31 protein-coding genes are annotated in these 25,192 nt (G+C 63.0%); 13 read left to right on the top strand and 18 right to left on the bottom strand.

Translation table 11 applies throughout. The features are described from left to right. Positions 1-4 precede the first annotated feature (4 nt). The 3 genes from NKJ37_RS25335 to NKJ37_RS25325 all read right to left on the bottom strand — a co-directional run bounded on the left by NKJ37_RS25335 (position 5) and on the right by NKJ37_RS25325 (position 2,790). Entirely contained in the window at positions 5-403 is a 399-nt protein-coding gene (locus NKJ37_RS25335; protein WP_352440605.1) for a RidA family protein, read from the bottom strand. Between the two features lie 207 nt (positions 404-610). Continuing rightward, positions 611-2,197, bottom strand: a complete 1,587-nt coding sequence (gene bchE, locus NKJ37_RS25330) for a magnesium-protoporphyrin IX monomethyl ester anaerobic oxidative cyclase (RefSeq protein WP_352775470.1) — start codon at positions 2,195-2,197, stop codon at positions 611-613. A 116-nt stretch (positions 2,198-2,313) separates the two neighbouring features. Beyond that, positions 2,314-2,790 (bottom strand): Lrp/AsnC family transcriptional regulator, encoded by a 477-nt coding sequence (locus NKJ37_RS25325; RefSeq protein WP_352553158.1) that lies wholly within the window; start codon positions 2,788-2,790, stop codon positions 2,314-2,316. A gap of 138 nt (positions 2,791-2,928) precedes the next feature. On the opposite strand from NKJ37_RS25325, the gene phhA reads away from it, so the two are divergent. Continuing rightward, positions 2,929-3,765: a phenylalanine 4-monooxygenase gene (gene phhA / locus NKJ37_RS25320; RefSeq protein WP_352775467.1), complete on the top strand. Its 837-nt coding sequence runs from the start codon at positions 2,929-2,931 to the stop codon at positions 3,763-3,765. Between the two features lie 20 nt (positions 3,766-3,785). On the opposite strand, the gene NKJ37_RS25315 is transcribed toward phhA, so the two are convergent. The 3 genes from NKJ37_RS25315 to NKJ37_RS25305 all read right to left on the bottom strand — a co-directional run bounded on the left by NKJ37_RS25315 (position 3,786) and on the right by NKJ37_RS25305 (position 6,355). Continuing rightward, a complete protein-coding gene (locus tag NKJ37_RS25315) occupies positions 3,786-5,225 on the bottom strand; it encodes a GMC oxidoreductase (RefSeq protein WP_352775464.1) in 1,440 nt (479 codons plus the stop codon). Next, positions 5,222-5,398: a hypothetical protein gene (locus NKJ37_RS25310; RefSeq protein ID WP_352775462.1), complete on the bottom strand. Its 177-nt coding sequence runs from the start codon at positions 5,396-5,398 to the stop codon at positions 5,222-5,224. Before NKJ37_RS25310 ends, NKJ37_RS25315 begins: the two co-directional genes overlap by 4 nt. 195 nt (positions 5,399-5,593) lie before the next feature. Continuing rightward, positions 5,594-6,355 carry a GGDEF domain-containing protein gene (locus tag NKJ37_RS25305; RefSeq protein ID WP_352775460.1) on the bottom strand — a complete coding sequence of 254 codons (762 nt, stop codon included), beginning with the start codon at positions 6,353-6,355 and terminating at the stop codon, positions 5,594-5,596. 160 nt (positions 6,356-6,515) lie between these two features. Between NKJ37_RS25305 and NKJ37_RS25300 the strand changes: the two genes are divergently transcribed. Next, positions 6,516-7,241, top strand: coding sequence for a pyrimidine 5'-nucleotidase (locus tag NKJ37_RS25300; RefSeq protein ID WP_023810770.1), 726 nt, complete (start codon positions 6,516-6,518; stop codon positions 7,239-7,241). Between the two features lie 81 nt (positions 7,242-7,322). On the opposite strand, the gene NKJ37_RS25295 is transcribed toward NKJ37_RS25300, so the two are convergent. Next, positions 7,323-8,168: an LOG family protein gene (locus NKJ37_RS25295; RefSeq protein ID WP_023810769.1), complete on the bottom strand. Its 846-nt coding sequence runs from the start codon at positions 8,166-8,168 to the stop codon at positions 7,323-7,325. A 226-nt stretch (positions 8,169-8,394) separates the two neighbouring features. Here NKJ37_RS25295 and dapD point away from each other — a divergent pair, with 226 nt between their 5' ends. The 4 genes from dapD (at position 8,395) to NKJ37_RS25275 (ending at position 10,841) form a co-directional block, all read left to right on the top strand. Further along, positions 8,395-9,249 carry a 2,3,4,5-tetrahydropyridine-2,6-dicarboxylate N-succinyltransferase gene (dapD, locus tag NKJ37_RS25290; RefSeq protein ID WP_023810768.1) on the top strand — a complete coding sequence of 285 codons (855 nt, stop codon included), beginning with the start codon at positions 8,395-8,397 and terminating at the stop codon, positions 9,247-9,249. A 72-nt stretch (positions 9,250-9,321) separates the two neighbouring features. After that, positions 9,322-9,684 carry a DUF805 domain-containing protein gene (locus NKJ37_RS25285; protein ID WP_128304182.1) on the top strand — a complete coding sequence of 121 codons (363 nt, stop codon included), beginning with the start codon at positions 9,322-9,324 and terminating at the stop codon, positions 9,682-9,684. Beyond that, complete coding sequence (locus NKJ37_RS25280) at positions 9,677-10,054, top strand: DUF805 domain-containing protein (RefSeq protein ID WP_023810766.1); 378 nt, start codon at positions 9,677-9,679, stop codon at positions 10,052-10,054. Before NKJ37_RS25285 ends, NKJ37_RS25280 begins: the two co-directional genes overlap by 8 nt. Positions 10,055-10,067: 13 nt before the next feature. Further along, a complete protein-coding gene (locus NKJ37_RS25275) occupies positions 10,068-10,841 on the top strand; it encodes a hypothetical protein (RefSeq protein ID WP_023810765.1) in 774 nt (257 codons plus the stop codon). Here NKJ37_RS25275 and NKJ37_RS25270 read toward each other — a convergent pair. Continuing rightward, a complete protein-coding gene (locus tag NKJ37_RS25270) occupies positions 10,744-11,784 on the bottom strand; it encodes a 2-dehydropantoate 2-reductase (RefSeq protein WP_352775456.1) in 1,041 nt (346 codons plus the stop codon). The two genes, NKJ37_RS25275 and NKJ37_RS25270, sit on opposite strands and share 98 nt — an antisense overlap. 127 nt (positions 11,785-11,911) lie before the next feature. Between NKJ37_RS25270 and dapE the strand changes: the two genes are divergently transcribed. Further along, entirely contained in the window at positions 11,912-13,105 is a 1,194-nt protein-coding gene (gene dapE, locus NKJ37_RS25265) for a succinyl-diaminopimelate desuccinylase (protein WP_352775453.1), read from the top strand. A gap of 5 nt (positions 13,106-13,110) precedes the next feature. Next, positions 13,111-13,746 carry a transporter gene (locus NKJ37_RS25260; protein WP_128304187.1) on the top strand — a complete coding sequence of 212 codons (636 nt, stop codon included), beginning with the start codon at positions 13,111-13,113 and terminating at the stop codon, positions 13,744-13,746. On the opposite strand, the gene truA is transcribed toward NKJ37_RS25260, so the two are convergent. From truA to def, 6 genes are all read right to left on the bottom strand, one after another. Beyond that, entirely contained in the window at positions 13,713-14,483 is a 771-nt protein-coding gene (gene truA / locus NKJ37_RS25255) for a tRNA pseudouridine(38-40) synthase TruA (RefSeq protein WP_128304188.1), read from the bottom strand. The genes NKJ37_RS25260 and truA overlap by 34 nt on opposite strands. Before the next feature lie 23 nt (positions 14,484-14,506). After that, positions 14,507-15,013: a GNAT family N-acetyltransferase gene (locus NKJ37_RS25250; protein ID WP_352775450.1), complete on the bottom strand. Its 507-nt coding sequence runs from the start codon at positions 15,011-15,013 to the stop codon at positions 14,507-14,509. After that, on the bottom strand, positions 15,010-15,963 hold the full coding sequence (gene fmt, locus NKJ37_RS25245; RefSeq protein ID WP_352775447.1) for a methionyl-tRNA formyltransferase: 954 nt from the start codon (positions 15,961-15,963) through the stop codon (positions 15,010-15,012). The genes NKJ37_RS25250 and fmt overlap by 4 nt, the downstream gene beginning before the upstream one ends. Positions 15,964-16,006: 43 nt before the next feature. Beyond that, the gene (locus NKJ37_RS25240) at positions 16,007-16,423 is read right to left on the bottom strand and encodes a type II toxin-antitoxin system VapC family toxin (protein WP_023810758.1); all 417 of its coding nucleotides are present in this window, start codon (positions 16,421-16,423) and stop codon (positions 16,007-16,009) included. 5 nt (positions 16,424-16,428) lie between these two features. After that, entirely contained in the window at positions 16,429-16,689 is a 261-nt protein-coding gene (locus NKJ37_RS25235) for a hypothetical protein (RefSeq protein WP_023810757.1), read from the bottom strand. A gap of 116 nt (positions 16,690-16,805) precedes the next feature. Then, complete coding sequence (gene def / locus NKJ37_RS25230; RefSeq protein WP_352553302.1) at positions 16,806-17,336, bottom strand: peptide deformylase; 531 nt, start codon at positions 17,334-17,336, stop codon at positions 16,806-16,808. A 103-nt stretch (positions 17,337-17,439) separates the two neighbouring features. Between def and NKJ37_RS25225 the strand changes: the two genes are divergently transcribed. Continuing rightward, positions 17,440-18,711, top strand: coding sequence for a DNA recombination protein RmuC (locus tag NKJ37_RS25225; RefSeq protein ID WP_352775444.1), 1,272 nt, complete (start codon positions 17,440-17,442; stop codon positions 18,709-18,711). Between the two features lie 20 nt (positions 18,712-18,731). Here NKJ37_RS25225 and NKJ37_RS25220 read toward each other — a convergent pair whose 3' ends face one another. From NKJ37_RS25220 to NKJ37_RS25210, 3 genes are all read right to left on the bottom strand, one after another. Continuing rightward, entirely contained in the window at positions 18,732-19,136 is a 405-nt protein-coding gene (locus NKJ37_RS25220) for a GFA family protein (RefSeq protein WP_127296482.1), read from the bottom strand. Positions 19,137-19,197: 61 nt separating this feature from the next. Further along, a complete protein-coding gene (locus NKJ37_RS25215; protein WP_352440613.1) occupies positions 19,198-20,163 on the bottom strand; it encodes a cation diffusion facilitator family transporter in 966 nt (321 codons plus the stop codon). Positions 20,164-20,306: 143 nt separating this feature from the next. Next, entirely contained in the window at positions 20,307-21,116 is an 810-nt protein-coding gene (locus NKJ37_RS25210; RefSeq protein WP_023810752.1) for a transglutaminase-like domain-containing protein, read from the bottom strand. 211 nt (positions 21,117-21,327) lie between these two features. Here NKJ37_RS25210 and NKJ37_RS25205 point away from each other — a divergent pair, with 211 nt between their 5' ends. Continuing rightward, entirely contained in the window at positions 21,328-21,453 is a 126-nt protein-coding gene (locus NKJ37_RS25205) for a hypothetical protein (protein WP_013528464.1), read from the top strand. Between the two features lie 207 nt (positions 21,454-21,660). Continuing rightward, positions 21,661-21,975: a quaternary ammonium compound efflux SMR transporter SugE gene (gene sugE, locus NKJ37_RS25200; protein ID WP_023810751.1), complete on the top strand. Its 315-nt coding sequence runs from the start codon at positions 21,661-21,663 to the stop codon at positions 21,973-21,975. Between the two features lie 138 nt (positions 21,976-22,113). Here the strand turns inward: sugE and NKJ37_RS25195 are convergent, their stop codons facing one another. Beyond that, positions 22,114-22,542, bottom strand: a complete 429-nt coding sequence (locus tag NKJ37_RS25195) for a DUF6481 family protein (RefSeq protein ID WP_023761392.1) — start codon at positions 22,540-22,542, stop codon at positions 22,114-22,116. Between the two features lie 301 nt (positions 22,543-22,843). On the opposite strand from NKJ37_RS25195, the gene NKJ37_RS25190 reads away from it, so the two are divergent. Both NKJ37_RS25190 and NKJ37_RS25185 read left to right on the top strand, forming a co-directional pair. Next, on the top strand, positions 22,844-23,905 hold the full coding sequence (locus tag NKJ37_RS25190; RefSeq protein WP_023810750.1) for an LLM class flavin-dependent oxidoreductase: 1,062 nt from the start codon (positions 22,844-22,846) through the stop codon (positions 23,903-23,905). A 117-nt stretch (positions 23,906-24,022) separates the two neighbouring features. Further along, positions 24,023-25,192: an AI-2E family transporter gene (locus tag NKJ37_RS25185; RefSeq protein WP_023810749.1), complete on the top strand. Its 1,170-nt coding sequence runs from the start codon at positions 24,023-24,025 to the stop codon at positions 25,190-25,192.

The following is a 25,192-nucleotide window of genomic DNA, read 5'->3' as shown; positions in this document are numbered from 1 at the left end:
TCGTTCAGGCAGATTGGGGAAGGCGCGCGATGACCTTTATCTCGAAATCGAATCCCGCCAGCCAGTTCACGCCAACCGCGGTCCAGTTCGTGTAAGGCGGCTCACCGAATACCTTCTTTCGAACGGCATCGATCGCCTCCCATTGCGCGGCCGGATCGGTGTGGAACGTGGTCACGTCGACGATGTCGTCGAACGTGCCGCCGGCGGCCTTCAGCACCGCCGCGAGATTGTCGAAGGCCAGCTGGACCTGCTTTTCGAAGACCGGCTCGGGCGATCCGTCCTCGCGGCTGCCGACCTGGCCGGAGACGAACAGAAGGTCGCCCGAGCGGATCGCCGCCGAATAGCGGTTGATCTCGTAGAGAGCCTGCCGGCCAGCAGGGAAGATCGCGTCGCGTTTGGTCATAGTTTCACTCCATCTAGACAAGGCAGGTCCGACCTCCCGACGATCGCGACGTGGCGTCGCCGAGAGGGCGAGAGCCGTTCGCAAGGCTTCGGGGTTTTGGATCGCTGCGCTCCACCAATCCGGGGTGATTTTTGACATACGCCCCGCATGCGCGATGTGGGTGCATACGCGACGTATGTCAATATGCATACGCAGCGTATGTTATTTTCAGGATAGTATCGGCTGCGGGCCAAGCTCATTTGCGCGGTCAGGCATTCGACGAATCGCGGTCCCAGGCAGAGTCAGCTTGCGCGCTGGGCGTCGAACGGTCATTGACTCCTCCTCGGCGTCCTGCGGCGCGCCCCAGAATTCAGCCAGCGTCGGGCCGTCTTTCACCCTGACGTCGCGGACCAGAAAACCCCAGACCTCGCGGAACCAGACGCGGCGGCCCATCTGCGTGTACCAGCGCATCGAATGCCGCTGCTCGGGATCCCTGTGGAACAGGATGCGCGCCAGCGCCTTGGGCCGCGATTGCACTGCGAGCTCGATCAGTTTGACGCTGAAGAACAGCATCCAGGGTTTCAGACGCGTCATCTGCAGCACCTGGTGCTTGTAGTCCCAAAGGCGCGCGTCCTGCTGGATCACCTTGCGATCCCGCGCAATGCGGAAGAACGGCGTCCAGCGATGCGGCGTCACATAAAGCGCCTGGATCTGGTCGGGGTCGTAGGCGATGAGCTGGCGAAACCCGCGCCACAGATCGCGAAACCCTTCGTCCTCGAAGCCGGCAACCCAGGTCGCCATCGACAGGATGCCGTGCAGGCGCAACAGCCTTATCGCCTCGCGGTCGGATGAGGTGCTGCCGCCCTTGCGGATCAATTGCAGCGTCTGCTCGTCGGTGTTTTCCATGCCGAGCAGCCAGCGGATGACACCGGCCTTACGATAGAGATGCAGGATGTCGGCATCGCGCACGATGTCGTCGGCGCGGGTCGAACCGACGATCAGCACCGGCACGTTCTCGGCGATAAGGGCGTCGAGGAAGACGCGCCAGGCCTTCTTCGAGACCGTCGGATTCTCGTCGGCGAGATTGATCAGCTCGACGCCGTGCTCGCGGTGCAGCCAGGCGATCTCCTTGGCGAACTTTACGGGATCGCGATGCCGCCAGCGGGTCCAGAAGCCGCGCTGGCCGCAATAGTTGCACAGATGCGGACAGCCGCGCGAAAACTGCATGACCACGGCCCGCTTGCCGCCCCAGTAACTGTACCGCGAGTGCTCAATCAGCTCCCAGCCGACGCGGTAGGCATCGAGTTCTGCGATGGTCATGGCCGGCTGCGTGGCTACGGGACGGCTGAGATCGTCGCGATAGGCGATGCCGGCTACGCTCGCCGCCGGCTGGCGCATTTCCAGCGCCTCGACCAGCGCCACGACGGTCGCCTCGCCCTCGCCGCGCACGATGAAGTCGAATGTATCCGTTGCGGACAGGATGTCGCGCCAATGATAGGTGGGGAAAACGCCGCCATAGATGATGATGGTCGCCGGCTCCCGCTGCTTGATCTGCTCAGCGATCAGCAAGGCGGTCGGATGCGCCGAGGTCGAGCCGGAATGGCCGATCAGGACGAAGTCGGGGTGGTCCTCCAGTGCGTTGCGCACGACGTCATCGAGCGGCATCGGCCCGAACTCGGCGTCGACGAGCCGTACTTCGTGCCCGGCATCGATCAGCGGCCCGCCGATCGCCAGCAGGCCGAGCGGCGGCAAATGATCGTCGGGCACGCGGCTGCCGATGGCGGTGTGCGGCGGATTGATCAGGACGATTTTCATGGCGGACCTCTGGGCGCTTGGTCCGCGCAAGCTGGCCGGCGATGTGGACACGCGCTTGGCCCGTTTCAGCAGTTTGCGTGCAGCTTTTGCTTAAGGGGTGAGGAAAGGAGGCATTCTCACTTCCGGAGATGCCCGAGCGGCACATGGCCCGGCCCCTTGATGTTCTGCAGCACCAACTGCGTGTGGACGTCGCGCACGCCGTCGAGCCGCATCAGCCGGTGCATGACGAAAGCGTTGAGCTCGTCGACCGACGGCACCATGACATGCAGCAGAAAGTCATGGTCGCCGGTCATCGTCCAGCACGAGGACACCTCGTCCATGCGCTGCACGGCGGCGATGAAGCTTTCGGGCGAGCCGTCGCTGTGGCTGACCAGGCGCACCTGGATGAACACCTCGACCATCAGGCCGACCGCGCGGCGGCTGATCACCGCGGCAAATCCCTTGATGATGCCGGCCTCCTGCAGCGCCTCGAAGCGCCGCGCGCACGGCGTCGTCGACAGACCGATCTCTTGGGCCAGTTCGGAAACCGGCTTGCGCCCGTCGCGCTGCAGGACATCGAGCATCTTGATCTCGAAATCGTCGAACTGAGGCATTTTCACTCCGACAGAGGGTTTTGTGAGTGGATGTTATCTCGAATATTCCGTTCGAGCCATCATCAAAACCGATTTGCCTCGGCAAATCCGGGTAGCCTTTCGGCACGTCTGCCATTCATGATTTGCGAGGAGAAAACCATGACGACGATGAGCGTTGCCGAATACGCCCGCGACTGCGCGGCGCAAGGATTGCGCGGCGACTACTCGGTCTGCCGTGCCGATTTCACCGTGTCGCAGGGTTACGATTACAGCGAAGAAGAGCAGGCGGTGTGGCGCACGCTGTGCGAGCGCCAGACCAAATTGACGCGCAAGCTCGCCCACCATTCCTATCTCGACGGCGTCGAAAAACTCGGCCTGCTCGACCGTATTCCCGATTTCGACGAGGTCAGCGCCAAGCTGCGCAAACTGACCGGTTGGCAGATCGTCGCGGTGCCGGGGCTCATTCCCGCGGCCCCGTTTTTCGATCATCTCGCCGATCGCCGCTTCCCGGTCACCAACTGGCTGCGGACCAGGCAGGAGCTCGACTACATTGTCGAGCCCGACATGTTCCATGATTTCTTCGGCCACGTGCCGGCGCTGTCGCAACCGGTGTTCGCCGATTTCATGCAGATGTATGGCGAGAAGGCCGGCGACATCATCGCGCTGGGCGGCGACGAGATGATTTCCAGGCTCTACTGGTACACGGCCGAATACGGCTTGATGCAGGAGGCCGGCCAGCCGCTAAAGGCCTTTGGCGCCGGCCTGATGTCGTCGTTTACCGAGCTGCAGTTCGCAGTCGAAGGCAACGACGCCCACCACGTGCCATTCGACCTCGAAACGGTGATGCGCACCGGCTACGAGATCGACAAGTTCCAGCGCGCCTATTTCGTGCTGCCGTCCTTCGACGCCTTGCGCGATGCCTTCCAGACCGCCGATTTCGCGGCGATCGTCGCCCGGCGTAAGGACCAGCCGGCGCTCGACCCGGCGACGTTATAGCGAGCACGTTGCCGCAGACGTCAGGCGGTGACCACCTTGCTCAGATGATCGCCCAGCCGGCAGGCCAGCGCGGTGATCGTCGTCGTCGGGTTGCATTGGCCCGACGTGCAGAACACCGAGGAGCCGCCGACATAGAGATTGTCCATGCCGTGCACCTTGCAGTTGGCGTCGACAACACTTTTGGTGACGTCGGTGCCCATGCGCGTGCCGCCCATATGATGATGGCCTGCCGTCTCGTCGTTGGTGGGATAGTCCTGGCCGTTGTTGATCCAATCGGCAATGCGCACGCGGCCGAGATTCTTCTCGATCAGCGTCTTGCCGAACAATCTGAGCCCTTCGAGCAGGGTGCGGCGCTCCATTTCCGATTTCTTCCAGTGCAGCTCGATGCGCGGCACGCCGGCGTGGTCGACATCGGTCTTCGACAACTCGATCTGGTTGGAGGCCAGCGGCGCCTGCTCCCAGGCGACGTAGAGCTGGGCGGCGCAGCGCAGTCTCTGGCTGAGCTTGGAGGACATCCACTCGGCCATGTCGGGCGCCGTGCAGGCGAGATCGGCGATAAGGCTCTTGACCCCGGGATACGGTGTCTCGATCAATCTGATGCCGAAATTCATGATCTGCAGCCGCTCCGTGGCGGCAAGTGTCGGCGAGAAGAAGGCCTCGTTGACGGCATCGACCTCGAACGCGTCGTAGTCGGTCAGGATGGCATTGCCGCCCTCGAAGGTCGGATGCTCCATCCAGTAGCGGCCAAGCGCCGTCGCATTCGGCACGACGCCGCCGTTCGAGCGCTGGTTCGACCACAGAAGCAGCCGCGAATTCTCCAGCCCACCGGTGCAGACGATGAAATAGTCGGCACTGAATGAGCCGGCATCCTGCCCGTTCGACCACAGTCTGGCGCCAGTCACGCGTTTGCCGTCGCCGGCAAGTTCGGTGGCACAAGTGTTGAGCACCACCGCGATGTTCGTGGCTTTGTCGAGTTCATCGCCGAACTTCTCGGCGAAGCGCACGGCCGGGCTCTTGATCAGCTGCACCCAGCGAATGTCGTCCGAGATCGGCATATCGGGCCGGAGGGCCGGAAGGTCGAGAATGTCGCGCACTTCCGGCAGATAGGGTTCGATGTCGGTGCGGCGGATCGGCCAGCCCGTATCGGGTACCCAGGCTTTCGGCTCGAAATCCTGCTTATCGAGCACGCGGCACCAGCCTGCCCAGTGGTTGGAACTGCCACCCATGAACCGCAGCCGGGTTATGTCGAGATCGAAATAGAAATCGCCGACCGTGCTGCCCCGGTAAAAGTCCTGCGACTCGTCGCTGAATTCGCGCGGACCGGCCTCCATCACCACCACCGGAATGCCGGCCGCGCCAAGCTTGCGGGCAATGGTGGTACCGGCCGGGCCGGAGCCGAGGATGCAGACTTTTGGGGTGAAGTTCGCGGCGCGATACGCCTCGTAGCTGTCGAAGATCATGCCAGGTCGCTCCGCCTCAGGATCCAGCCATTGACCTCGACGATCTCGTTCGGGTCGGGCTCTGGATCGGCTGCATCGGCATCAGGCAACTTGCGGAACAAAGACAGGGCAGGCAATGCGATCAACGCCTGCACGAGCGCGCGGCGTGACATTTTCTTGATGATGAAACTCATGGCTGGTCTCTCGGCTGGGCTTCGGTACCGCATGGGCGTTCCCAGAACGGCAATTCCCGGAACGACACATGCATCACCGTGGAAGCCAGTATCGTGCCAAGTCTGGCCGCAAAGCAGTGAAAGCCTGGCTAAACGGCACAACCGAGTGCAAACAGAGTTAGAATTTCCTTAACGAGCTGGTTGTGTCGGATCGGATCACGCCGCCGCGGAGATATCCGTATCGAGGATCGTCAGGTTTCGGCCCTGGTGCTTGGCCTGGTAGAGGCGTCGGTCGGCGGCGCGCATCAGCTCCGACACACTGGCTTCCTCGCCGCAGACGGTGCCGCCGATGCTGACCGTGAGCGGGATGGTCCGCTCGTCGACGGGCCGGAAGCGGATCAGCTCGACTTCGCGGCGAATGCGCTCGGCGACGCGCTTGGCCTCCTGCTCGGTGGCGCCGGTCAGGAAGGCGCCGAACTCTTCGCCGCCGATGCGGCCGAGCACATCGCCGCTGCGCACGCCGCGCTGGATCGCGCTGGCGATCAAAAGCAGCGCATCATCGCCGGTCAGGTGGCCAAAATTGTCATTGATGGTCTTGAAGTGGTCGGCGTCGATGATCAGCAGCGCGCCGCGATCGGACTTGCGGCGCGAACCGTCAAGCGCGGCAAAGAAACTTTCCCGGTTGAGCATGCCGGTCATGTCGTCGCGGCTCGCCTTTTCCGCCAGTCGGCGATGCGCGGCGGCGAGCTGGGCATGAGCGCGGGCGAGATCGCGATGCGCGTTTTTCAGCCTGTCGCTTTGCCAGAAAGTGCTTGCGCTGGCGGCCCACGCCAGCACCAGCGGACAGAGGGTGGAGGTCAGCCAGATCGTACGATTGACCGGAAATCCCATGGCCGGAACGATGATCAGGGTCAGCAGGAGAGAGGCCGCGACTGAGGCGAAAGCAACGGCGGCGGATCTCAGAATTATGCTGTTCATCGCTTGCTCCCACAAGACTGCCTCTCTGCCAGCAAGCCCTGAAGGCCACCTTTCCCAGATGCCTAAAATTTGAATCGTGAGGCGATTTACGCAACCTCAACGAGCAGAAGTTGTGGATAAAGTCGCTTTCGGAATGCGCGTTTCATGCCATAAGGAGCCTATGACCACGCTCCCTGACCCCGCCCGCTTCGCCCATGTCACCGACTGGGTCTTCGATCTCGACAACACGCTCTATCCGCATCATTCGAATCTGTTCTCGCAGATCGACGTCAAGATGACCGCCTATGTCGGCGAGCTGCTGGCATTGCCGCGCGACGATGCGCGCAAGTTGCAGAAGGAACTCTACCGCGAATATGGCACGACGCTGAACGGCCTGATGACACGTCATGGCATCGACCCCGACGATTTCCTCGAGAAGGTCCACGACATCGACTATTCATGGCTGGTGCCCGATCCCGTTCTCGGCACCGCCATCCGCCAGCTTCCGGGCCGCAAGTTCATCTTCACCAATGGCGACCGCAGGCACGCCGAGCGCACCGCGCGCCAACTCGGCATCCTCGACCATTTCGACGACATCTTCGACATCGTCGCCGCCGGGCTCAATCCCAAGCCGGCGCGCCAGACCTACGAGAAGTTCGCCGAACTGCACGCCGTCACCGGCCACAATGCGGTGATGTTCGAAGACCTTGCCCGTAACCTGTCGGTGCCGAAGTCGCTCGGCATGACCACGGTGCTTATCGTGCCGCGCAATTTCGAGCCGACCTTTGCCGAGATCTGGGAGCGCGACCCGGCCAACGAGGATGATGTCGATTTCGTAACCGACGATCTGGCGGGGTTTCTGACGGCGATTGTGGAGGGGGAAGGAAGAGGGGAATTGAAGAATTGAAGAATTGAAGAATGAAGGACGGTCTCCACGGATCAAGTTCCCCAGTTCTTCAATTCACCAGCTCTTCAATTCCCCACTGCCCTACTCCCCCAGCTTGTAGAACCGGCTGATGATCCCCCAGGCTTCGTCGGCGGTGTCGACGAAGTCGATGATGTCCTGATCGCCGGGGCTGATCGTGCCCTGCTCGGCGAGAAAATCGAGATTGATCGCCCGCTTCCAGAAGGATTTGCCGAACAGGATCACCGGCACGCGCTCCATGCGCCCTGTCTGGATCAGGGTCAGCGTCTCGAAGAATTCGTCCATCGTGCCGAAGCCGCCCGGAAACACCGCGACCGCCTTGGCGCGCATGACGAAATGCATCTTGCGGATAGCGAAATAATGGAAGTTGAAGCAGAGCTCCGGCGTCACATAGATGTTCGGCGCCTGCTCGTGCGGCAGGACGATGTTGAGGCCGATCGACGGCGCGCCGACATCGTCGGCGCCGCGGTTTCCCGCTTCCATCACGCCGGGCCCGCCACCGGTCACCACGACATATTCGCGGTAATAGGAGGTAGCCGACTGCTGCGAGCAGAGGCGGGCGAATTTGCGCGCTTCCTCGTAGTATTTGCTGTTTTCCTCGAGGTTCTTCTTCTGCGTCTCGTTCTTGGCCGCCCAGGCCTCGCCGCCGGGTTCCGGCAGGCGCGCGCCGCCGAACAGGATCACCGTCGAACGGATGCCGCGTTCGGCCAGGATCATCTCCGGTTTCAGGAGTTCGAGTTGCAGCCGGACCGCGCGCAACTCGCGCCGCGTCATGAAGTCGGGATCGTTCCAGGCGAGCCGGTAGGTTTCGGCACGCGTCTGCGGCGTGTCCGGCACACTCTTCGACCGCTCCAGATCCTCGTCCGAATGCGGCAGTGGCGTCCAGCCCGCCTTTTCCATAGGTGTCATATGCTCTACCCGTCCAAATTCTTAACTTGCGCCGCCCCATGACGCAGCCGCGATTGACCCTCACCAAGGCTTCACATAAGCAGGTTCCGCAAAAGTGTCCCGCGGTTTTGTGACAAGAACCTGCTACATGCAAAGACGCAAGCATGCGAAGCATGCATGGGGTCCGCGCGACTTTCAAAACAGGTTAAGGCGCAGCCCCTTAACAGCTTGGTAATGGAGCGAATTCATGTCGAAGCCCGATCTGGCGAGCCTCGAAAAGACCATCGAGAAGGCCTTCGAGGAACGCGACGCGATTTCGACTGCGACGCGCGGCGAAACGCGCGATGCCATCCAGTCGGCGCTCGACCTGCTCGACCGCGGCGCCGTCCGCGTCGCCGAGCGGCAGGCCGACGGCAAGTGGCATGTCAACCAGTGGCTGAAGAAGGCCGTGCTGTTGTCCTTCCGGCTCAATCCGATGGAGATCATCAAGGGTGGTCCCGGCGAAGCGATGTGGTGGGACAAGGTGCCGTCGAAGTTCGATGGCTGGGGCGCTGTCGATTTCGAAAAGTCGGGCTTTCGTGCCGTGCCGGGGTCGATCGTGCGTCGCTCGGCCTATATCGCGCCGGGCGCCGTGCTGATGCCGTCCTTCGTCAATGTCGGCGCCTATGTCGATACCGGCACCATGATCGACACCTGGGTCGGGGTAGGCTCCTGTGCCCAGATCGGCAAGAACGTGCATCTTTCCGGCGGCGTCGGCATCGGCGGCGTGCTGGAGCCGATGCAGGCCGGTCCGACCATCATCGAGGACAATTGCTTCATCGGCGCGCGTTCGGAAGTGGTCGAAGGTTGCATCGTGCGCGAAGGCTCGGTGCTCGGCATGGGCGTCTTCATCGGCCAGTCGACCAAGATCGTCGACCGCGCCACCGGCGAGATCTTCTATGGCGAAGTGCCGCCGAATTCCGTCGTCGTCGCCGGAACGATGCCGGGCAAGTCCTTTCCTAACGGCGAGCCAGGTCCGAGCCTCTACTGCGCCGTCATCGTCAAGCGTGTCGACGCCAAGACCCGCTCCAAGACCTCGATCAACGAATTGCTGCGCGATTGATCTTTGCGCAAAGCGAGCGCACCTTCCGCCGGCGCGACAATCGGTCGCGCTGGTTCAACATGGAGGGGTGACATGGACTGGAAGGATCTGCTCACAAGTTTTGATGGTCGCATAAACCGTGGCAAGTTCTGGGCCGCGATTGGCGTTTTCATCGTCATTGGCATCGTTGCCTTTATTCTCGATGCGATTCTCGGTACACGCATCACCACCGCCAGTGGCGCCCAGATCGGCATCATCGGCATTCTCATCGCTCTGGCCTCGATCTATTTCGCACTCGCAGTCTACGCCAAGCGCTGGCATGATCGCGGCAAGTCGGGCTGGTGGAGCCTGATCATGCTGGTGCCGCTCATCGGCCCGATCTGGTTTCTGGTGGAATGCGGCATTCTCGAAGGCGCCAGGGGCGCCAATCAATATGGACCGGACCCGCTTGCCTGACAGATCAGATCTCACCTGGCTTTTCTTCAAAACCTCGGGCCGCGTCAGTCGCGCGGCCTATTTTCTTGGCGGGTTGCTCGTCGCCATCATCCAGGCCTTCCCGCTCTACCGCTTCACGCTGGTGCCGGAAGGTTCGGCCGAGAGCAACATGTGGTCGTTCATCTTCTTCGTCGCCTTCATCGCCTCGCTGTGGTCGAACATCGCCCTGGCGGTGAAGCGGCTGCACGATTTGGACAAGCCGGGCATTGCCGCGCTGATCCTGTTCGTGCCGGTAGTGTCGATCGTCGCCTTCCTTGTGTTGTGCCTGTTTCCGGGGCAGCCTGGACCCAACCGCTATGGCCGGCGCACCAACGAGCCGGAACAATCCTGAGGGCCGATCGGACATGCGCTACCGCACGCTTGATCCGAAGCTGATCATCGAGACCGCGGAACGGCTGGAGACGCGTGTTGCGGAGCGTTTCCCCAAGGCCGGCCTGCGCGGCGTTGCCGCCGAACTGGTCTCGCTGTCGCGCGATCTGGCACAGGGCGCCAAGGCCCTGGAAGCGCCGATCTGGTGGCTGCGCGGCCTCATCGTCGCCGCTGTCGTTGCCGGCGCATTGATGTTCATCTTCGTCGGCACCGTCCTGCCATTCGACCGCATTTCCAAACCCGGTGATGCCGTCCAGTCGGTGCAAGGCATCGAAGCTTCGCTCAACATGTTCATCCTCGCCATTGTCGGATTTCTCGCCTTGATCCGCTCCGAGGAGCGCATCAAGCGCAAGCAGGTCTTTCGCCAGCTGCATGGCCTGCGCTCGCTGATCCACGTCATCGACATGCATCAGCTGACCAAGGATCCGGCGGCGCTGTCGGCCGATTTCAAGCCGACGTCGCATTCGCCCGCCCGCATCACCAATGCCGCCGACCTGGCCCGTTACCTCGATTATTGCTCCGAAATGCTGTCGATCACGGGCAAGATCGCCGCATTGTTCGCACAGTCGGTCAATGACGACGTGGTCATCGACGGCGTCAACGACATCGAGAACCTGGCGTCAAACCTGTCGCGGAAAATCTGGCAGAAGATCACGTTGATCGACGGCCGGCCGGTGCAACAACCTGCTCCGGCGGCAGGCCCGGCGAGCCAAGCCGCTCCGCTTCCGCCGCGCGCACCAAGGCGGTGATCCGCTGAACCGTCGGCACGGGCGTGCCGACCTTCCCCGCCAGCTGCAAGATGGCGCCTTGCAAGTCGTCGATCTCCGTCGGCCGGCCGCGCTGAAGATCGTCCCACATCGACGAGCGCGCCTGCGCGTCGATCGCCAGCATGCGCCGCGCCAGAAGCTTGAACAGCCAGTCAGGCAGCCTGAGCACCTTCGGCAGCAGCGCCGGCCGCAGGCCGGCGATCCGCGCCGGCTCGATGCCGGTCGCTTTCATCGCCGTGAGCGCCTCGTCGATCTGGCTGGCCAGGATCAGCCGCCAGCGCCGATCGGCCAGTTCGGCCGTCAGCGGCAGGCCGGAAAGCGCCACCAGTGCGTTGTTCAAATTCATCAGCAGCTTGCCCCACAGCACAGCCTTCATGTCGCCACGGGTTTCGACCGCAAACCCTTCGACTCCAAGCAGGTCGGCCAAGCCGGCGTCGCCATCCTCGACCATTACCGTGCCGTCGCTGGCGCGGTGAACGCGCAGCGGCAGTTCGCTGTCCGGCGACTGCACCACATTGAACGGCACCATGCCGGCCAGCACCGTACGTCCGGCAAGTTCAGCGCGCAGCCTGTCGGCATTGCCGACACCGTTCTGCAGGCTGATCACCACGGCATCGGGGCGGGCATGGGCCTTGATGAGGTCCGCCATATCCTGGGTGGCGCCGCTCTTGACCGTGACCAGGATCACGTCCGCCGGCGGCAGGGCGACGGCCGGATCGGCGGTGACGACAAGCGCCTCGGGCTTGATCGAGCGATCGGGGCCCTGGAGGTCGCTGACCCGCAATCCACCCTGCCGCAACGCTGCCTCGATGCGAGGCCGAGCCAGCAGAATGACCTCTCGGTTGGCCAGCGCCAGGCAGCCGCCGGCATAGCAGCCGATGCTGCCGGCACCGGCCATGACGATCCGTTTGTCCTTGTCTGCCATCCTGTCGCCCGCGCCGGGTCGCAACTATACGACATGAAAACCATAATATCGGCGGTATCGCCAGCCATGAGGCTGGCCCCTATGTCTGGCCGTGACAGGCCCTGCGCTTTCGACTATCGCTTTTGCCATGACGCTGCCGACCGATCCCGCCGAAAACCTCGCCGCCCTTATCCGTTGCGCTTCGGTGACGCCCGCTGAGGGCGGTGCGCTGACCGCGCTGGAGACGATGCTCAAACCGCTCGGTTTCCTGGTCGATCGGCCGGTGTTTTCCGAAGACGGCACGCCCGATATCGAAAACCTCTATGCAAGGCGTTCCGGCAACGGCCCTCATCTGATGTTCGCCGGCCACACCGACGTGGTGCCTGTCGGCGACGAAGCCGCCTGGACGCATCCGCCTTTCGCCGCCGAGATCGCCAATGGCGAGATGTATGGCCGCGGCGCCGTCGACATGAAGGGCGGCATTGCCTGTTTCATCGCCGCCGTGGCGCGCCATGTCGAGGCCAATGGCGGTCCGAAAGGGTCGGTCTCGCTGCTGATCACCGGCGACGAGGAAGGCCCCGCGATCAACGGCACGGTGAAGCTGCTCGAATGGGCGGCTTCGCGGGGCGAGAAATGGGATGCCTCTGTCGTCGGCGAGCCGACCAATCCGGACGCTCTCGGCGACATGATCAAGATCGGCCGCCGCGGCTCGATGTCCGGCGCCGTCACCGTCAATGGCCGCCAGGGCCATGTCGCCTATCCCCTGCTTGCCGACAATCCGGTGCGCGGGCTGATGAGCCTGGTCGATGCCTTGCTGCATCCGGTTTTCGACAAGGGAACCAGGGATTTCCAGCCGACCAATCTGGAGATCACCTCCATCGATGTCGGCAACCCGGCCACCAATGTCATCCCGGCCAAAGCGACCGCGACCTTCAACATCCGCTTCAACGACACCTGGACGGACGAGACCTTGCAGGCCGAAATCCACAACCGGCTCGACCAGGCAGCCAGGCGCAAGAAGTACCGGCAGGGCAAGAAGACGCCGGTCGACTACGAGCTCGTCTGGCGCGACCGGCCGAGCCATGTCTTCCTGACCCGTGACGACAGGCTGATCGAAACGCTGCGCGGTTCGATCAGGTCGGCGGTCGGCAAGGAGCCGACGCTGTCGACCTCCGGTGGAACGTCCGACGCGCGTTTCATCAAGGACTATTGTCCGGTGGTCGAGTTCGGGCTGGTCGGCAAGACCATGCATATGGTCGACGAGCGCGTCGCCATTGCCGACCTCGAGACGCTGACGCAAATCTACCAGCGCTTCATAGAAGACTGGTTCGGACAGGGCTGAACAGCATGCTTTCGGCGGACGAAACCCAAGCTTCGCTGACGGGCGCCTGGCGATTGATGCTCGGCAAGGCCGACGGCCTGCGCCTGCTCGACCTGTCGGCCGACGGCTTCTGGAATTCCTTCTTCGCCATTGTCGTTGCAGCACCGGCGCTGATCGTCGGCTGGGTCGGTATCGCCAACGAAATCGGCGATCCCGACGCCTTCGCAGGGCGCTTCAGCATGCTGGTGCGCCTGGCGACGGTCGACATCGGCTCCTGGGTGCTGCCGCTGGTTGCGCTCGCTTTGATCGCGCCGCGCGCCGGCATAGGCGGCCGCTTCGTCCACTACGTCGTCGCCAGCAACTGGGCTTCGGCCATCACCGCCTGGCTGATGCTGCCCTCGGCGCTGATCCGGCTTTTCCTGTCGTCCGCAAGCCAGGTTTCGAGCCTTGTGTCGCTGTTCCTGTTTGCCCTGTCGATGGTGCTGACCTGGCGCATGACCAACGCCACGATCGGCAGGGGCGCATCGGTCGGCACCGCCGTTTTCGTCGGCATGTTCATCGCCTCGCTGCTGGTGCTGTTCGGCCTGCAGACGCTGCTCGGCATCACCGTGCCGGACGATGTCGGAGTTCAGAGCCTGTCCGGGCTCGTCTCGACTGGATAATCGACACCGGTGAGAAACAGCCCGTCGGGCGGCGCCACCTGGCCGCAGGCGGCGCGGTCATGCGCCTCAAGCGCCGTTTTCAGGTCGGCCGCGCTCCAGCCGCCGTCGCCGACGCGCTTCAGTGAGCCGACCATCGAACGCACCTGATTGTGCAGGAACGAGCGCGCCGAAGCCCTGACCTCGACTATGTCGCCCTGTCGGCTCACATCGAGCCGTTCCAGCGTCCTGATCGGGCTGTTGGCCTGGCACTGGGTCGAGCGGAAGGTGGTGAAGTCATGTCGTCCGAGCAGGACTTTCGCCGCTTCGTGCATGGCGCCGGCGTCGAGCCGCTTCGGCACCCACCACACCTTGCCCTTGTCGAGCGCGGCCGGGGCACGGCGGTTTAGGATGCGGTAGAGATAGTGGCGGCCGATGGCCGAGAAGCGGGCGTCGAAGCTGTCGGAAACGACCGTCGCTTTCAAGATGGCGATGCGCGCTCCGGCCGCCTGCAGATGGGCATTGACGGCATCGCGCACCTTGTCGCCCGGCCACCCCTTGACGAGATCGACATGCGCCACCTGCGCTGTCGCATGCACGCCGGCATCGGTGCGTCCGGCGGCGCGCAGCCTGATCGCTTCGCCGCAGAATTTTTCAATCGCCCGCTCGATCGCCTGTTGCACCGAAGGCTGATCCGCCTGGTGCTGCCAGCCGGCAAACAGGCTGCCATCATATTCGATGTCGAGGCGAAAACGCGGCATGCCGGGCGGCTATACGCTCTCGCCTAGGCGGCGAGAGCGGTGAAGGCGGAGGCGTATACCAGCCTGCCGGCGTCAGGCGCATCGCCCCAAGCCAGCGCCTGCAGCGCTTCGCCCTGGTATTCGCTCGCGAAGTTCTCGGCACGCTTGTGGCTGTAGCCGAAGCGGCTGTAATAGGTGGGATCGCCGAGCACCACGGCCAGCGTTTCGCCGGCATCCTTGAGGCGGATATGCGCCTCGCGGATCAGCGCGCCGCCGATGCCGCTGCCATGGAACGAGGGCTCCACCGCCAGCGGCGCGAGCGCCACGGCGGCGAAGGTCTTGCCGCCATTCTGGACGAACAGCCGCGAAAACAGGATATGGCCGACCACCTGGCCGTCTTCTTCCGCCACCAATTCGGCAACCGCGTCGCCGCCGGTCACCAGCGCGTCGACCAGACCGGCCTCCGCCTGCTGGCCGAAAGCGTGTTCCTCGACGAGGCGGATGGCCTCGCGATCCCGCGGCGTTGCCGCGCGTATCGACATCATGCTCATGAGAATTTCAGTCCTTTTTCGATCTTGGCCCCGCGCAGGAATTCCGACGCGGCAGCGGGCTTTCCGCCCGCCCGTTGAACTTCGACCAGCCTGATCGCGCCTGCCCCGCAGGCGACCGTCAGCCGATCATCGAGAATTCCTCCCGACTCGCCCAAATCTTCCGAAGGCGACAGGCCTTGCGACAGCGTCGAGCGAAGCAGTTTCAGCCGCTCCCGGCGGCCGCCAATTCCTATCTCCGACCAAGCGCCGGGAAAGGGCGACAGGCCGCGAATATGATTGTGGACCTCACTTGCTGAGCGAGTCCAGTCCACGCGAGTCTCGGATTTATCGATTTTCTTGGCGTAGGTCACCCCCTCCACAGCTTGTGTGGTGAATGTCAGGGTGTTCCCTTCCAACCGCGCCAGCGCTTCCACCATCAAGGCAGCACCGACGCTCATCAACCGATCATGCAAATCGCCGGCTGTCATATCGGGTTCGATGGCGCATTTTTCAATCAGCCCGACCGGGCCGGTGTCCAGCCCCTCTTCCATGCGCATCACCATCATGCCGCTTTCCAGGTCGCCGGCCATGATGGCGCGCTGGATAGGCGCGGCACCGCGCCAGCGCGGCAGAAGCGAGGCATGGCCGTTGATGCAGCCGAGCCGGGTCGCCTCCAAAACCGCCTTCGGCAGCAGCAAGCCATAGGCGACGACCACAGCGACGTCGGCCCGCAAGGCACGGAAGGCGGTCTGCTCGGCCTCGCCTTTGAGCGAAACCGGCGCTCGCACCTCGATGCCCAGTCGCTCCGCCTCGCGCTGCACCGGCGACGGTGTCAGCTCCAGCCCGCGCCGTCCGGCAGCGCGCGGCGGCTGGGTATAGACGACTGATATCTCATGGCCAGCCTCGGCGATCGCGCGCAAAGTCGGCACCGAAAACTCCGGCGTGCCCATGAAGATGACGCGAAGGGGCATTTTTCTTCCGAGACCTTCTCTCTACCTGCGCCGGGAAGTCAGCTCAGGCTTCAAACGGGTTTACCAGCTTCAGGTCAAGTCCGTCGAAGTCTCGAACGTTGCGGGTGGCAAGCGTGGCGTCGTGCACCTGGCAGATCGCAGCTATCATCGCGTCCTTGGTTTCGACAGGTCTGCCAGCGAGTCGTCTTGCCGCGGCAATGCGGCCATAGTGTTCTGCGGGCAGATCCCCAAAAACCAGGATCCGACCCGAAAATTCGCCCCGGATCCTCGAAATGCTTTGGAGAAGACCATCCCGCCGGATGGCCTCCTGAACGAGGTAGGCTCCGAAATAGAGCTCTGCAAAAACAATGGTGGAGAGGAAAAGGGTCGCAGGCTCTTGGCCATTCAACCAGTTGAGAACGTTTTTGCTCCGTTGCCGCGATAGCACGTCCGATATGACGTTGGTGTCCAGTATAATCATTTCGGTCAACGGAAATCAGGCGGCCCACGATCGGCCTCACTTCGCGACCTCGCTATTTCCTGAATCTCGTCGCTTGTGAAACGATCATCGCCGACGAGCGAATAGAGGCGATCGCCGACTTTTTCGGCGCCAGCAAATTGTGTTGCAAAACCCTTCTGTATCAAGACGACCGCTTCCTCCGAAAGGCTGCGCCTGTTCAGCCGCGCACTTTCCTCGAGACGCCGTTTCAATTCCGGATTGATCCCACGGATCAGCATGTCACCCATAGACACCTCCTACGTGATATCACTGATATCACAGCAAGTCGGTATTTTCAATCGAAGGTTCGTGAAGCTGAACCGCCGAGGCTGATCGGAGGGGCCGTGCTCCGACAGAGCATGCCCTATCCCACCAGCTTGCCCGGCGCTTTGTCCTTGGCGAGCTTCTTGAATTTCTTCACCACCATGTCGCGCTTCAGCTTCGAGATGTGGTCGATGAACAGGACGCCATTGAGGTGGTCGATCTCATGCTGCAGGCAGGTGGCCATCAAGCCCTCGGCCTCCATCTCCTGCAGCTTGCCGTCGCGGTCGAGATACTTGACCCGTACGGCGGCCGGGCGTTCGACCTCGGCGTAATAATCCGGGATCGACAGGCAGCCTTCCTCGTAGACGGAGCGCGCATCGGCGCTCTCCAGGATTTCCGGATTGATGAAGACATGCGGCGCTGGCGTCTCGTCTTCCTTGGCGAGATCGATCACCAGCAATCGCAGCGGCTCGCCGATCTGGATTGCCGCCAAACCGATGCCAGGTGCGTCATACATGGTCGCCAGCATGTCGTCGGCTAATCTGCGCAGGGGCGCGTCGACACGCTCCACCGGTTGGGAAACCTGGCGCAGGATGGGGTCGGGAAGGATGATGAGCGGCTTGATCGGCATGGCGTTCCACGTAAGACCTCCAGCGAAAAGCGTCAACCGGTTGGCATGAGGCTCGTTCACGTTTTGATCTGTGCTATCGCGGCGAATCGTCTATGCTGTCCACATGAATGATTTGAGCACCATCCTTTCGGAGCCTGTCGCCCGGCTTGGCGCCACAACCATCACGCTCGGCCATGCGCTGGCCTTCGGCGCTTTGCTGTTTCTGGCCCTGTTCGTGGCGCTGGTCATTGCGCTGTGGCGGTCGGCGAAGGCGCGCGCCGTGGCGGCTGCGGAAGCCGCCGATCATGCCCGCGATGCCGAGGCGCGGATGGCCGGAATTCTGCAAAGCCAGGCCGAAATGCAGGGTCGCATGGGCGCCATTGCGGAAGTGTTCGGCGCACGGCAGGCGGAGCTGACGCAATCGATCGGCCAGCGCCTGGACGCGATGACCGGCCGGCTCGGCCAGACCATGACCGAGCAGACCAAATCCACGCATGAGAGCCTGGCCAAGTTGCAGGAGCGGCTGGCTATCATCGATGTCGCGCAGGGCAACATCCAGTCGCTCGCCGGCCAGGTCGTGCAGCTGCAGGCGATCCTCTCCAACAAGCAGACGCGCGGTGCTTTCGGCCAGTCGCGCATGGAGGCGATCGTTGCCGACGGCCTGCCGCATGGCGCCTATGAATTCCAGGCGACGCTGTCGAACGGCAGCCGTCCCGACTGCCTGGTGAAGATGCCGAACGGCGCGCCGTCGCTGGCCATCGACGCCAAGTTTCCGCTCGAGGCCTGGAATGCCATCCGCGCCGCCGACGGCGCCGACCTGCAGAAGGCCGCCTCGCAGGCCTTCCGCCGCGACATCGAGATCCATGTCCGCGATATCTCGGAAAAATACCTGATCCAGGGCGAGACGCAGGACACGGCCTTCATGTTCGTGCCGTCGGAATCGGTGTTCGCCGAGATCCACGAGAATTTCGAGGCGATCGTCCACAAGGCGCACCGTGCCCGAATCGTCATCGTCTCGCCGTCGCTGCTGATGCTGTCGATCCAGGTCATCCAGGCGATCCTCAAGGATGCCCGCATGCGCGAACAGGCGCATCTGATCCAGGGCGAGGTCATTCGGCTGATGGAGGATGTCGCGCGTGTCGATGAGCGGGTGCGCAAGCTGCAGGTCCATTTCGGCCAGTCGGCCAAGGACATCGACGACATCCTGGTTTCGACGTCGAAGGTCACCAAGCGCGGCCAGAAGATCGAAGCGCTGGAGTTCGGCGCGCAGCCCGACGGCGATGCCGCCGCGGACGCAGCGTCACGGGCTCCCGCCGCGAAAGTCGATACTGGCGCGCGCGTTGCCGATTCGAAAACCGGGCAGCTCAGGCTGAGGGTCGTCGAAGGCGACAACTGAGCAGCAGCGCCGGATCCGCCCTACTGCTCTTCCTTGGTCGTCATACCCGGGAATTCCGGCAACCAGGGCAGCGCCGAGCGGTGCCAGCTTTGCCGTCTCGGGACCAGCTGTTCACGTTGCCGCGCCGTGCCGACCCGGATGCCATAAACCTTCGGCCCGTCGCCAACCGATGTCGCGTAGAGATGCGAGCCGCACTCGCCGCAAAAGCCCTGCGCGCGCTTGTCGCCGCTCGATCCTGTCTTGATATAGACCTTTGGCGCACCCTTGGTGATCCGGTAGTGGCCTTCCGGCGCGCCCACGGTCACGCGAAAAGCCGTTCCGGTCAGTTGTTGGCAATCGGTGCAGTGGCAGATTCCGGTGTTCTCCGGGTCGACCTCCGCCTCGTAGGTGATGGCGCCACAATGACAGCCGCCGTCTATTCTCATCTTCGTTCCTCCAAAGTCCCTTCAATCTAGCGGGGCAAGGCCGTGAGGCAATGGCGCGCCGCTAGTCCAGGGTCGGATCGGATGCGTTCTCGATCAGCCTGCGCCGCTGCTCCCAGGTGCCTGACGTCTGCGGCTTGACGAACAGCCGCGTGATCTCCGGCATCTCCTTCTTCAGCTGCGCCTCCAGGCGCTCGACGCAAGCTTCGATCTCGGGCGCCGTCAAATGGTCCTCGAACTCGATGCTGAGCCCGGCGACGATCTCTGCCGGCCCCATATGGACGGTCAGCACGCCGTTCGCCCGCTGCACCGCCGGATCCTGCTGGGCGATCGTCAGCACCTGTCTCTGGACCTCGAGCGAGGCCGGCTCGCCGATCAGCAGGCCCTTGCTTTCGCGGGCCAGGAAGATTGCCGTCGCGCCCAGGATCAGCCCAATGCCGATGGAGGCGGCGCCGTCGAGTTCCGGCATCTCCAGAACTTCCGCCGCCAGGATGCCGGCGAACGCGACGATCAGGCCGAGAAGTGCTGCGCTGTCCTCGAACAGCACGGTGTAGACGCTCGGGTCCTTGCTCGACTGCACCGCCCGCAGCCAGCCCTGCTTGCCCTTCTGCTGGCGGAACTCTTTCAGCGCCACCCACCACGAACTGCCTTCGAACAGGAAGGAAAGGCCGAGCACGATGTAGGTCACCTCGGCGTTGGCGACCGGCTCCGGCGCCATCATATGGATCACGCCTTCGTAGAACGACACGCCGGCGCCCAGCGCGAAGACGAGGAGCGCGACGATGAAGCTCCAGAAGTAGAGTTCCCGGCCGTGACCGAGAGGATGCGTCCGGTCGGCCGGGCGGGCGGCACGGTGCATGCCGTAGAGCAGCAGGCCGCCATTGCCGGTATCGACCAGCGAATGCACGCCCTCCGACAGCATCGCCGAACTGCCGGTAAAGGCGGCGGCGGCGAACTTGGTCAGCGCGATGGCGAAATTGCCGGCGAGCGCCGCGTAGATCACCTTTTTTGAGCCGCCGTGCCCGGCCATGGTGCTGTCCCCATTCGATGCACACCCAGTCTAATGGTCAGATGGAAGAAGCTCCACAGCCACCACAACGTGTGAACCGCTGGCTCGTTCAAAAACGGCGGTCGTTAAAGAGGTTTGTCGTTAGAGACTGGTAGGCAGAACGACTACTCGATGATCTCGCTGGTCCACACCTTGAAGCCGGCAAGCGTTCCCGGCCCGAATATATGGGTCAACGGAACGTCGGCGGCGTCGCGGCCGGAGGCGATCAGGATGCGGCCGATGCGCGGTGCATTGTTGCGCGGGTCGAAGACATGCCAGCGGCCGCCGAGATAGACTTCCATCCAGGCGCAGAAATCCATGCTCGCCCATGGTTTCGGCATACCGATGTCGCTGATGTAGCCGGTGCAATAGCGCGTCGGGATGTTGAGTGCCCGGCAGAAGGTGACCGCGAGATGCGCATAGTCGCGGCACACGCCGCTCTGTTCGCGATAGGCTTCCGCGGCGGTGCGTGTCGGCCGAGCATTGCCGTAGTTGAAGACGATGTGATTGTGGACGAAGTCGCAGACCGCCTGCACGCGCGGAATGCCCAGCGGCGTGTTGCCGAACAGCCGCCACGCTTCATCAGCCAGAAGGTCGCTTTCGCAAAAACGGCTGGGCAGCAGAAACAGCAGCGTGTCCGCCGGCAGATCGCGCACCTCGTGCTGCCAGGCCATCAGGTCGCCCATCTCGAAAGTGCCGGGATCGCGGATCACCGCGTCGGTGCCGAAGGTGAAACGCCCGGGCGGCGCAACGAACCGGTTGCACCAGTTGCCGAAACTGTCGCGATAGCTTTCGATCGGCACCGGCGGGTTGGAGATCAGGAAATCCGGCCGCTCGAGATCGGAGGCACGCGAATAGTGGACATTCAGCATTGCGATGAGCGGCGTTTCCTGCGGAAAGTCGAAGCTCATCTCGCAGCCGATGTGAATTCGCATTGTCGTCCTGACGGCCTGCCTGACGATCACCGGGCGGAGGCACGGGTTGATGCTGCAGTGCGAAGACAACCATGGCATGGACCGCCATGGTTTACGAGCAAATTAGAAACCGGTTGAAAGCGAGCCGCTGACGGCGGCAGCAGTCGCTAACCCCTTGCAGTCCGGCGGTTCTCTTGTTTCACTTCGCTTCCCACATCAGGAGGAACGAATCATGGCTAAAGGTGCGATGAAGGCAGGCAAGGAAGCCCGCAAGCCGAAGAAGGACGCCAAGAAGCCCGCCCCGGCTCCGGCCCTGAAGGCGCCGCCGGTGAAGGCGATGAAGCTCAAGGACAAGTAAGTCCGGCCGATTTGCTTCGAAATGGGATTGCGACCGGCAGCGCTGTTGCCGGTCGTTGTTGATCGAGCGCTCGAAATTCCTATATTGGCGTGGCGGGGACGACCTCGCGCTTCCCCAAAATCCGGACGGGACGACCCGCCATTGTTTGACTGATCGTCGGACGCCGAAAATCGCTTTTCGGCCCGATGCTCTGATGGAGCGTTGTCGATGTCGTGGGTTCTTCTCTTTTTCGCCGGCCTGTTCGAGATCGGCTGGGCAATCGGCCTCAAATACACCGATGGCTTCTCGAAGCTGGTGCCGACCGTGCTGACCGTTGCCTCGATGGTCGTCAGCCTCACTCTGCTCGGCCTGGCGCTGAAGGCGCTGCCCGTCGGCACCGCCTATGCGGTGTGGACCGGCATCGGCACCGTCGGTACGGCACTGCTCGGCATCTGGCTGCTCGGCGAACCAGCCACCGCGATCAGGCTGGCCTGCATTGCGCTCATTGTCTGCGGCATCATGGGATTGAAGTTCGCCGCCTGACCGATAGCGCTCTTGTTTTATGCATGTCGTCCTCCCAAAACCGGGACCACTTATGGGCGACATGCATGGGACAAACACAATCAGGGCCGCTGCGAGGCGACCCTGATTCTCGAAGCCGATTGCTTCGTAGCCTGGAGGCTAGCGGGCCGAGAAGCCCGGCGGCGTCCTGCCGGTGCGCTGCTTGCGTGCCGCATAACGCGCGTCACGCTTGGCCTTGCGCTCGGCTTCATCGGCCAGAAAACGGGCGATGCGCTCGTTCTCTTCGGATTCCCGAATCTTGGCCTCAGCCTGTGCAGCTTCCTCGGCGGCGATACGTGCCGCTTCGGCTGCTGCCTCGCGCTCGGCCTTCTCGACCGCTTCGCGTGCCAGCTTCTCCTGCTTCAGCCGGGCCTTCTCGGCCTCGCGGATTTCGCGAGCCGCAAGGATAGCCTTGCGTTCAGCCTGCCGCGCCAGCACTGCGGGATCATCCGCCGCCGGCTTTGCCTTGAAGCGCTCGAGGAGCGCCTTCTTTGCCTCGTTTGCGGCGTTGCGCCGCTCGAAAACGTCTTTTTCCCTGTAGATAGCCAAGTCCACTTCCCTGAAGTCAATTCGCGACGCTTACATACGCGCGAAAACCGAGAGTTCAAGCGCCAAAACGGCATGGCAGCCATGAAATTGTCGGCTGTTGCAGCCGGGAGACGCCTTTGGAGCAATTCCAGGAGAAATGTGAAGCGGTTTTCCAGGGAAAAGCGCGCAGCGCTTTCCCTTGGGAATTGCGACGAAGAGATAGAGTCGAAAACGACATGCACTGTTCACCGTCGCCCCTCTGGCAGCGAGGTTGGCGGATGGCTACGTCTAGCGGCAAATTCCAACATCAGGATGACATTAGATGGAACTCGGTCTCTACACCTTCGCCGACGTCAGCCCGCAGCCGGGCCCCGGCGCAATCGGCCCGCATGAGCGGCTGCGCAACCTGATCGAGGAGGTCGAACTGGCCGACCAGGTCGGCCTCGACGTCTTCGGCCTCGGCGAGCATCACCGGCCCGACTATGCCGCCTCCGCACCGGTCGTGGCCTTGGCCGCGGCGGCCGAGCGTTCGAAGCGCATCAAGCTGACCAGCGCGGTCACCGTTCTGTCTTCCGATGACCCGGTGCGCGTGTTCCAGCAGTTAGCCACGCTCGACCTTCTGTCGGGAGGCCGCGCCGAGATCATGGCCGGACGCGGCTCGTTCATCGAATCCTTCCCGCTGTTCGGTTACAACCTCGAGGACTATGATGAGCTGTTCGCCGAAAAGCTCGATCTGCTGCTTGCCATCCGCGACAGCGTGAAGGTCACCTGGTCCGGCAATCTGCGCGCGCCGATCAACGATCGCGGCGTTTATCCCCGGCCCTTCCAGGACAGGCTGCCGGTCTGGATCGCCATTGGCGGCACGCCGCAGTCTGCCGCCCGCGCTGGCGCGCTCGGCCTGCCGCTGGCGCTCGCCATTATTGGCGGCGAGCCGGCGCGTTTCGCGCCGCTGTTCGATCTCTACCGCGAAGCCGCCAAGCGCGCCGGTAGTGATCTGGCGGGCCTCGCCACCAGCATCAACGTGCACGGCTTCATCGCCGAGACGACCGAGCAGGCGGCCGACGATTTTTACGGCCCGCAGGCGGAGGTGATGAACCGCATCGGCCGCGAGCGCGGCTGGGGTCCGACATCCCAAGCGCATTTCGACCAGTCGCGCGGCCCGAACGGGGCCTTGTTCGTCGGCGGCCCCGAGCAAGTGGCTGAGAAGATCGTCGCCCAGCACAAGATCTTCAAAAACGACCGCTTCCTGCTGCAGATGGCGATCGGCACCATGCCGCATGCCAAGATCATGAAGGCGATCGAACTCTACGGCACCAGGGTGGCGCCAATCGTACGCAAGGAAACAGCCAAGGCTGAGCCGGCACCGGCAGCGCCGGTCGCCTGACCCGGAGTCCGGTGCGAGCGGCCTCATTCCGGAAGCCGGCTCATGGAACCTGCGCCCATAACTCTGCGTTCATGCAGGCAATAGCCGATCGCCGAGGGCGCCGGCTCGAGGGTGAGCATGAAAACCGAACCCGCTGCCTTGGCTCACGCCGTCGCCGACGAATCGGATTCGCGCGTTGCGGCCCGCGCCGACACGCATCTGATGCGTTCGCTGCTCGTCGGCATTTTCCTGTTCATGGCCATCTATGCACTCTACTTCGCTCGCGCTTTCTTCATGCCGGTCATTCTGGCTTTCCTGCTGGCGCTGACGCTGACGCCGATCGTTAGGCTCCTGCGCAGGCACGGCATCTCCGAAGTGATTTCGGCGACCCTTCTGGTGCTGGTGTCGATCTGCATCTTTGCCAGCGTAGGCTACCTGCTCAGCGGACCGATCATCGACCTCATCAACAACACCTCTTCGATAGGCCAGCAACTTGCCGAACGGCTGGCACAATTGCGCCGCCCGCTCGAGAAGATCATGCAGATTTCGCATCAGATCGAACAGCTGACCCAGACTTCGCAGGAGCCGGGCATTCAGAGGGTGGCGGTGGCGCAGTCCGGCATCCTGTCGGCGGCCGCCAGCAACATCCTGTCGGCGGGAACAGGCCTGACCATCATCTTCGTGCTGTCGCTGTTCCTGCTCGCCTCCGGCACGATGTTTTATGAAAAGATCATCCAGTCCTTCGCCCGCCTCAGCGAAAAGAAACGGGCGCTGCGCGTCGTCTATGACGTCGAGCGCGAAATCTCGCACTATCTGCTCACCGTCACCATCATCAATGCCGGCCTTGGCACAGTCATCGCTCTCGGTCTGTGGGCGCTTGGCATGCCCAATCCGCTGGTCTGGGGAGCCGCCGCGGCGTTGCTCAACTTCTTGCCCTATGTCGGAGCGCTGATCACCATTGCGCTTGTCACGGTCATGGCGTTGATCAGCTTCGATACCATCTTCTACGCGCTTCTGGCGCCGGCCTTCGTGATCTTGTGCGACATCGTCGAAGGCCAGTTCGTGACGCCGATGGTGGTCGGCCGGCGCCTGGAGATCAACGCCGTGGCGATCTTGATCGCCATCGCCTTCTGGTCATGGCTGTGGGGCTTCGTCGGCGCCCTGATGGCGGTGCCGCTGCTGGTCGTCATCAAGGTATTCTGCGATCATTTCGACGGGCTCAGCCATGTCGGCAATTTTCTCTCCGCGCAGCACGCGGTTGTCGTCGAGGAGGACGACATCGCCGACCCCGAAGCTGTCAAAGGCTGA

Origin of the sequence: Mesorhizobium sp. M0140 (assembly GCF_040322475.1) — a bacterium.
Taxonomy (GTDB): domain Bacteria; phylum Pseudomonadota; class Alphaproteobacteria; order Rhizobiales; family Rhizobiaceae; genus Mesorhizobium.
This window is presented reverse-complemented; position numbering and strand designations above follow the sequence as displayed.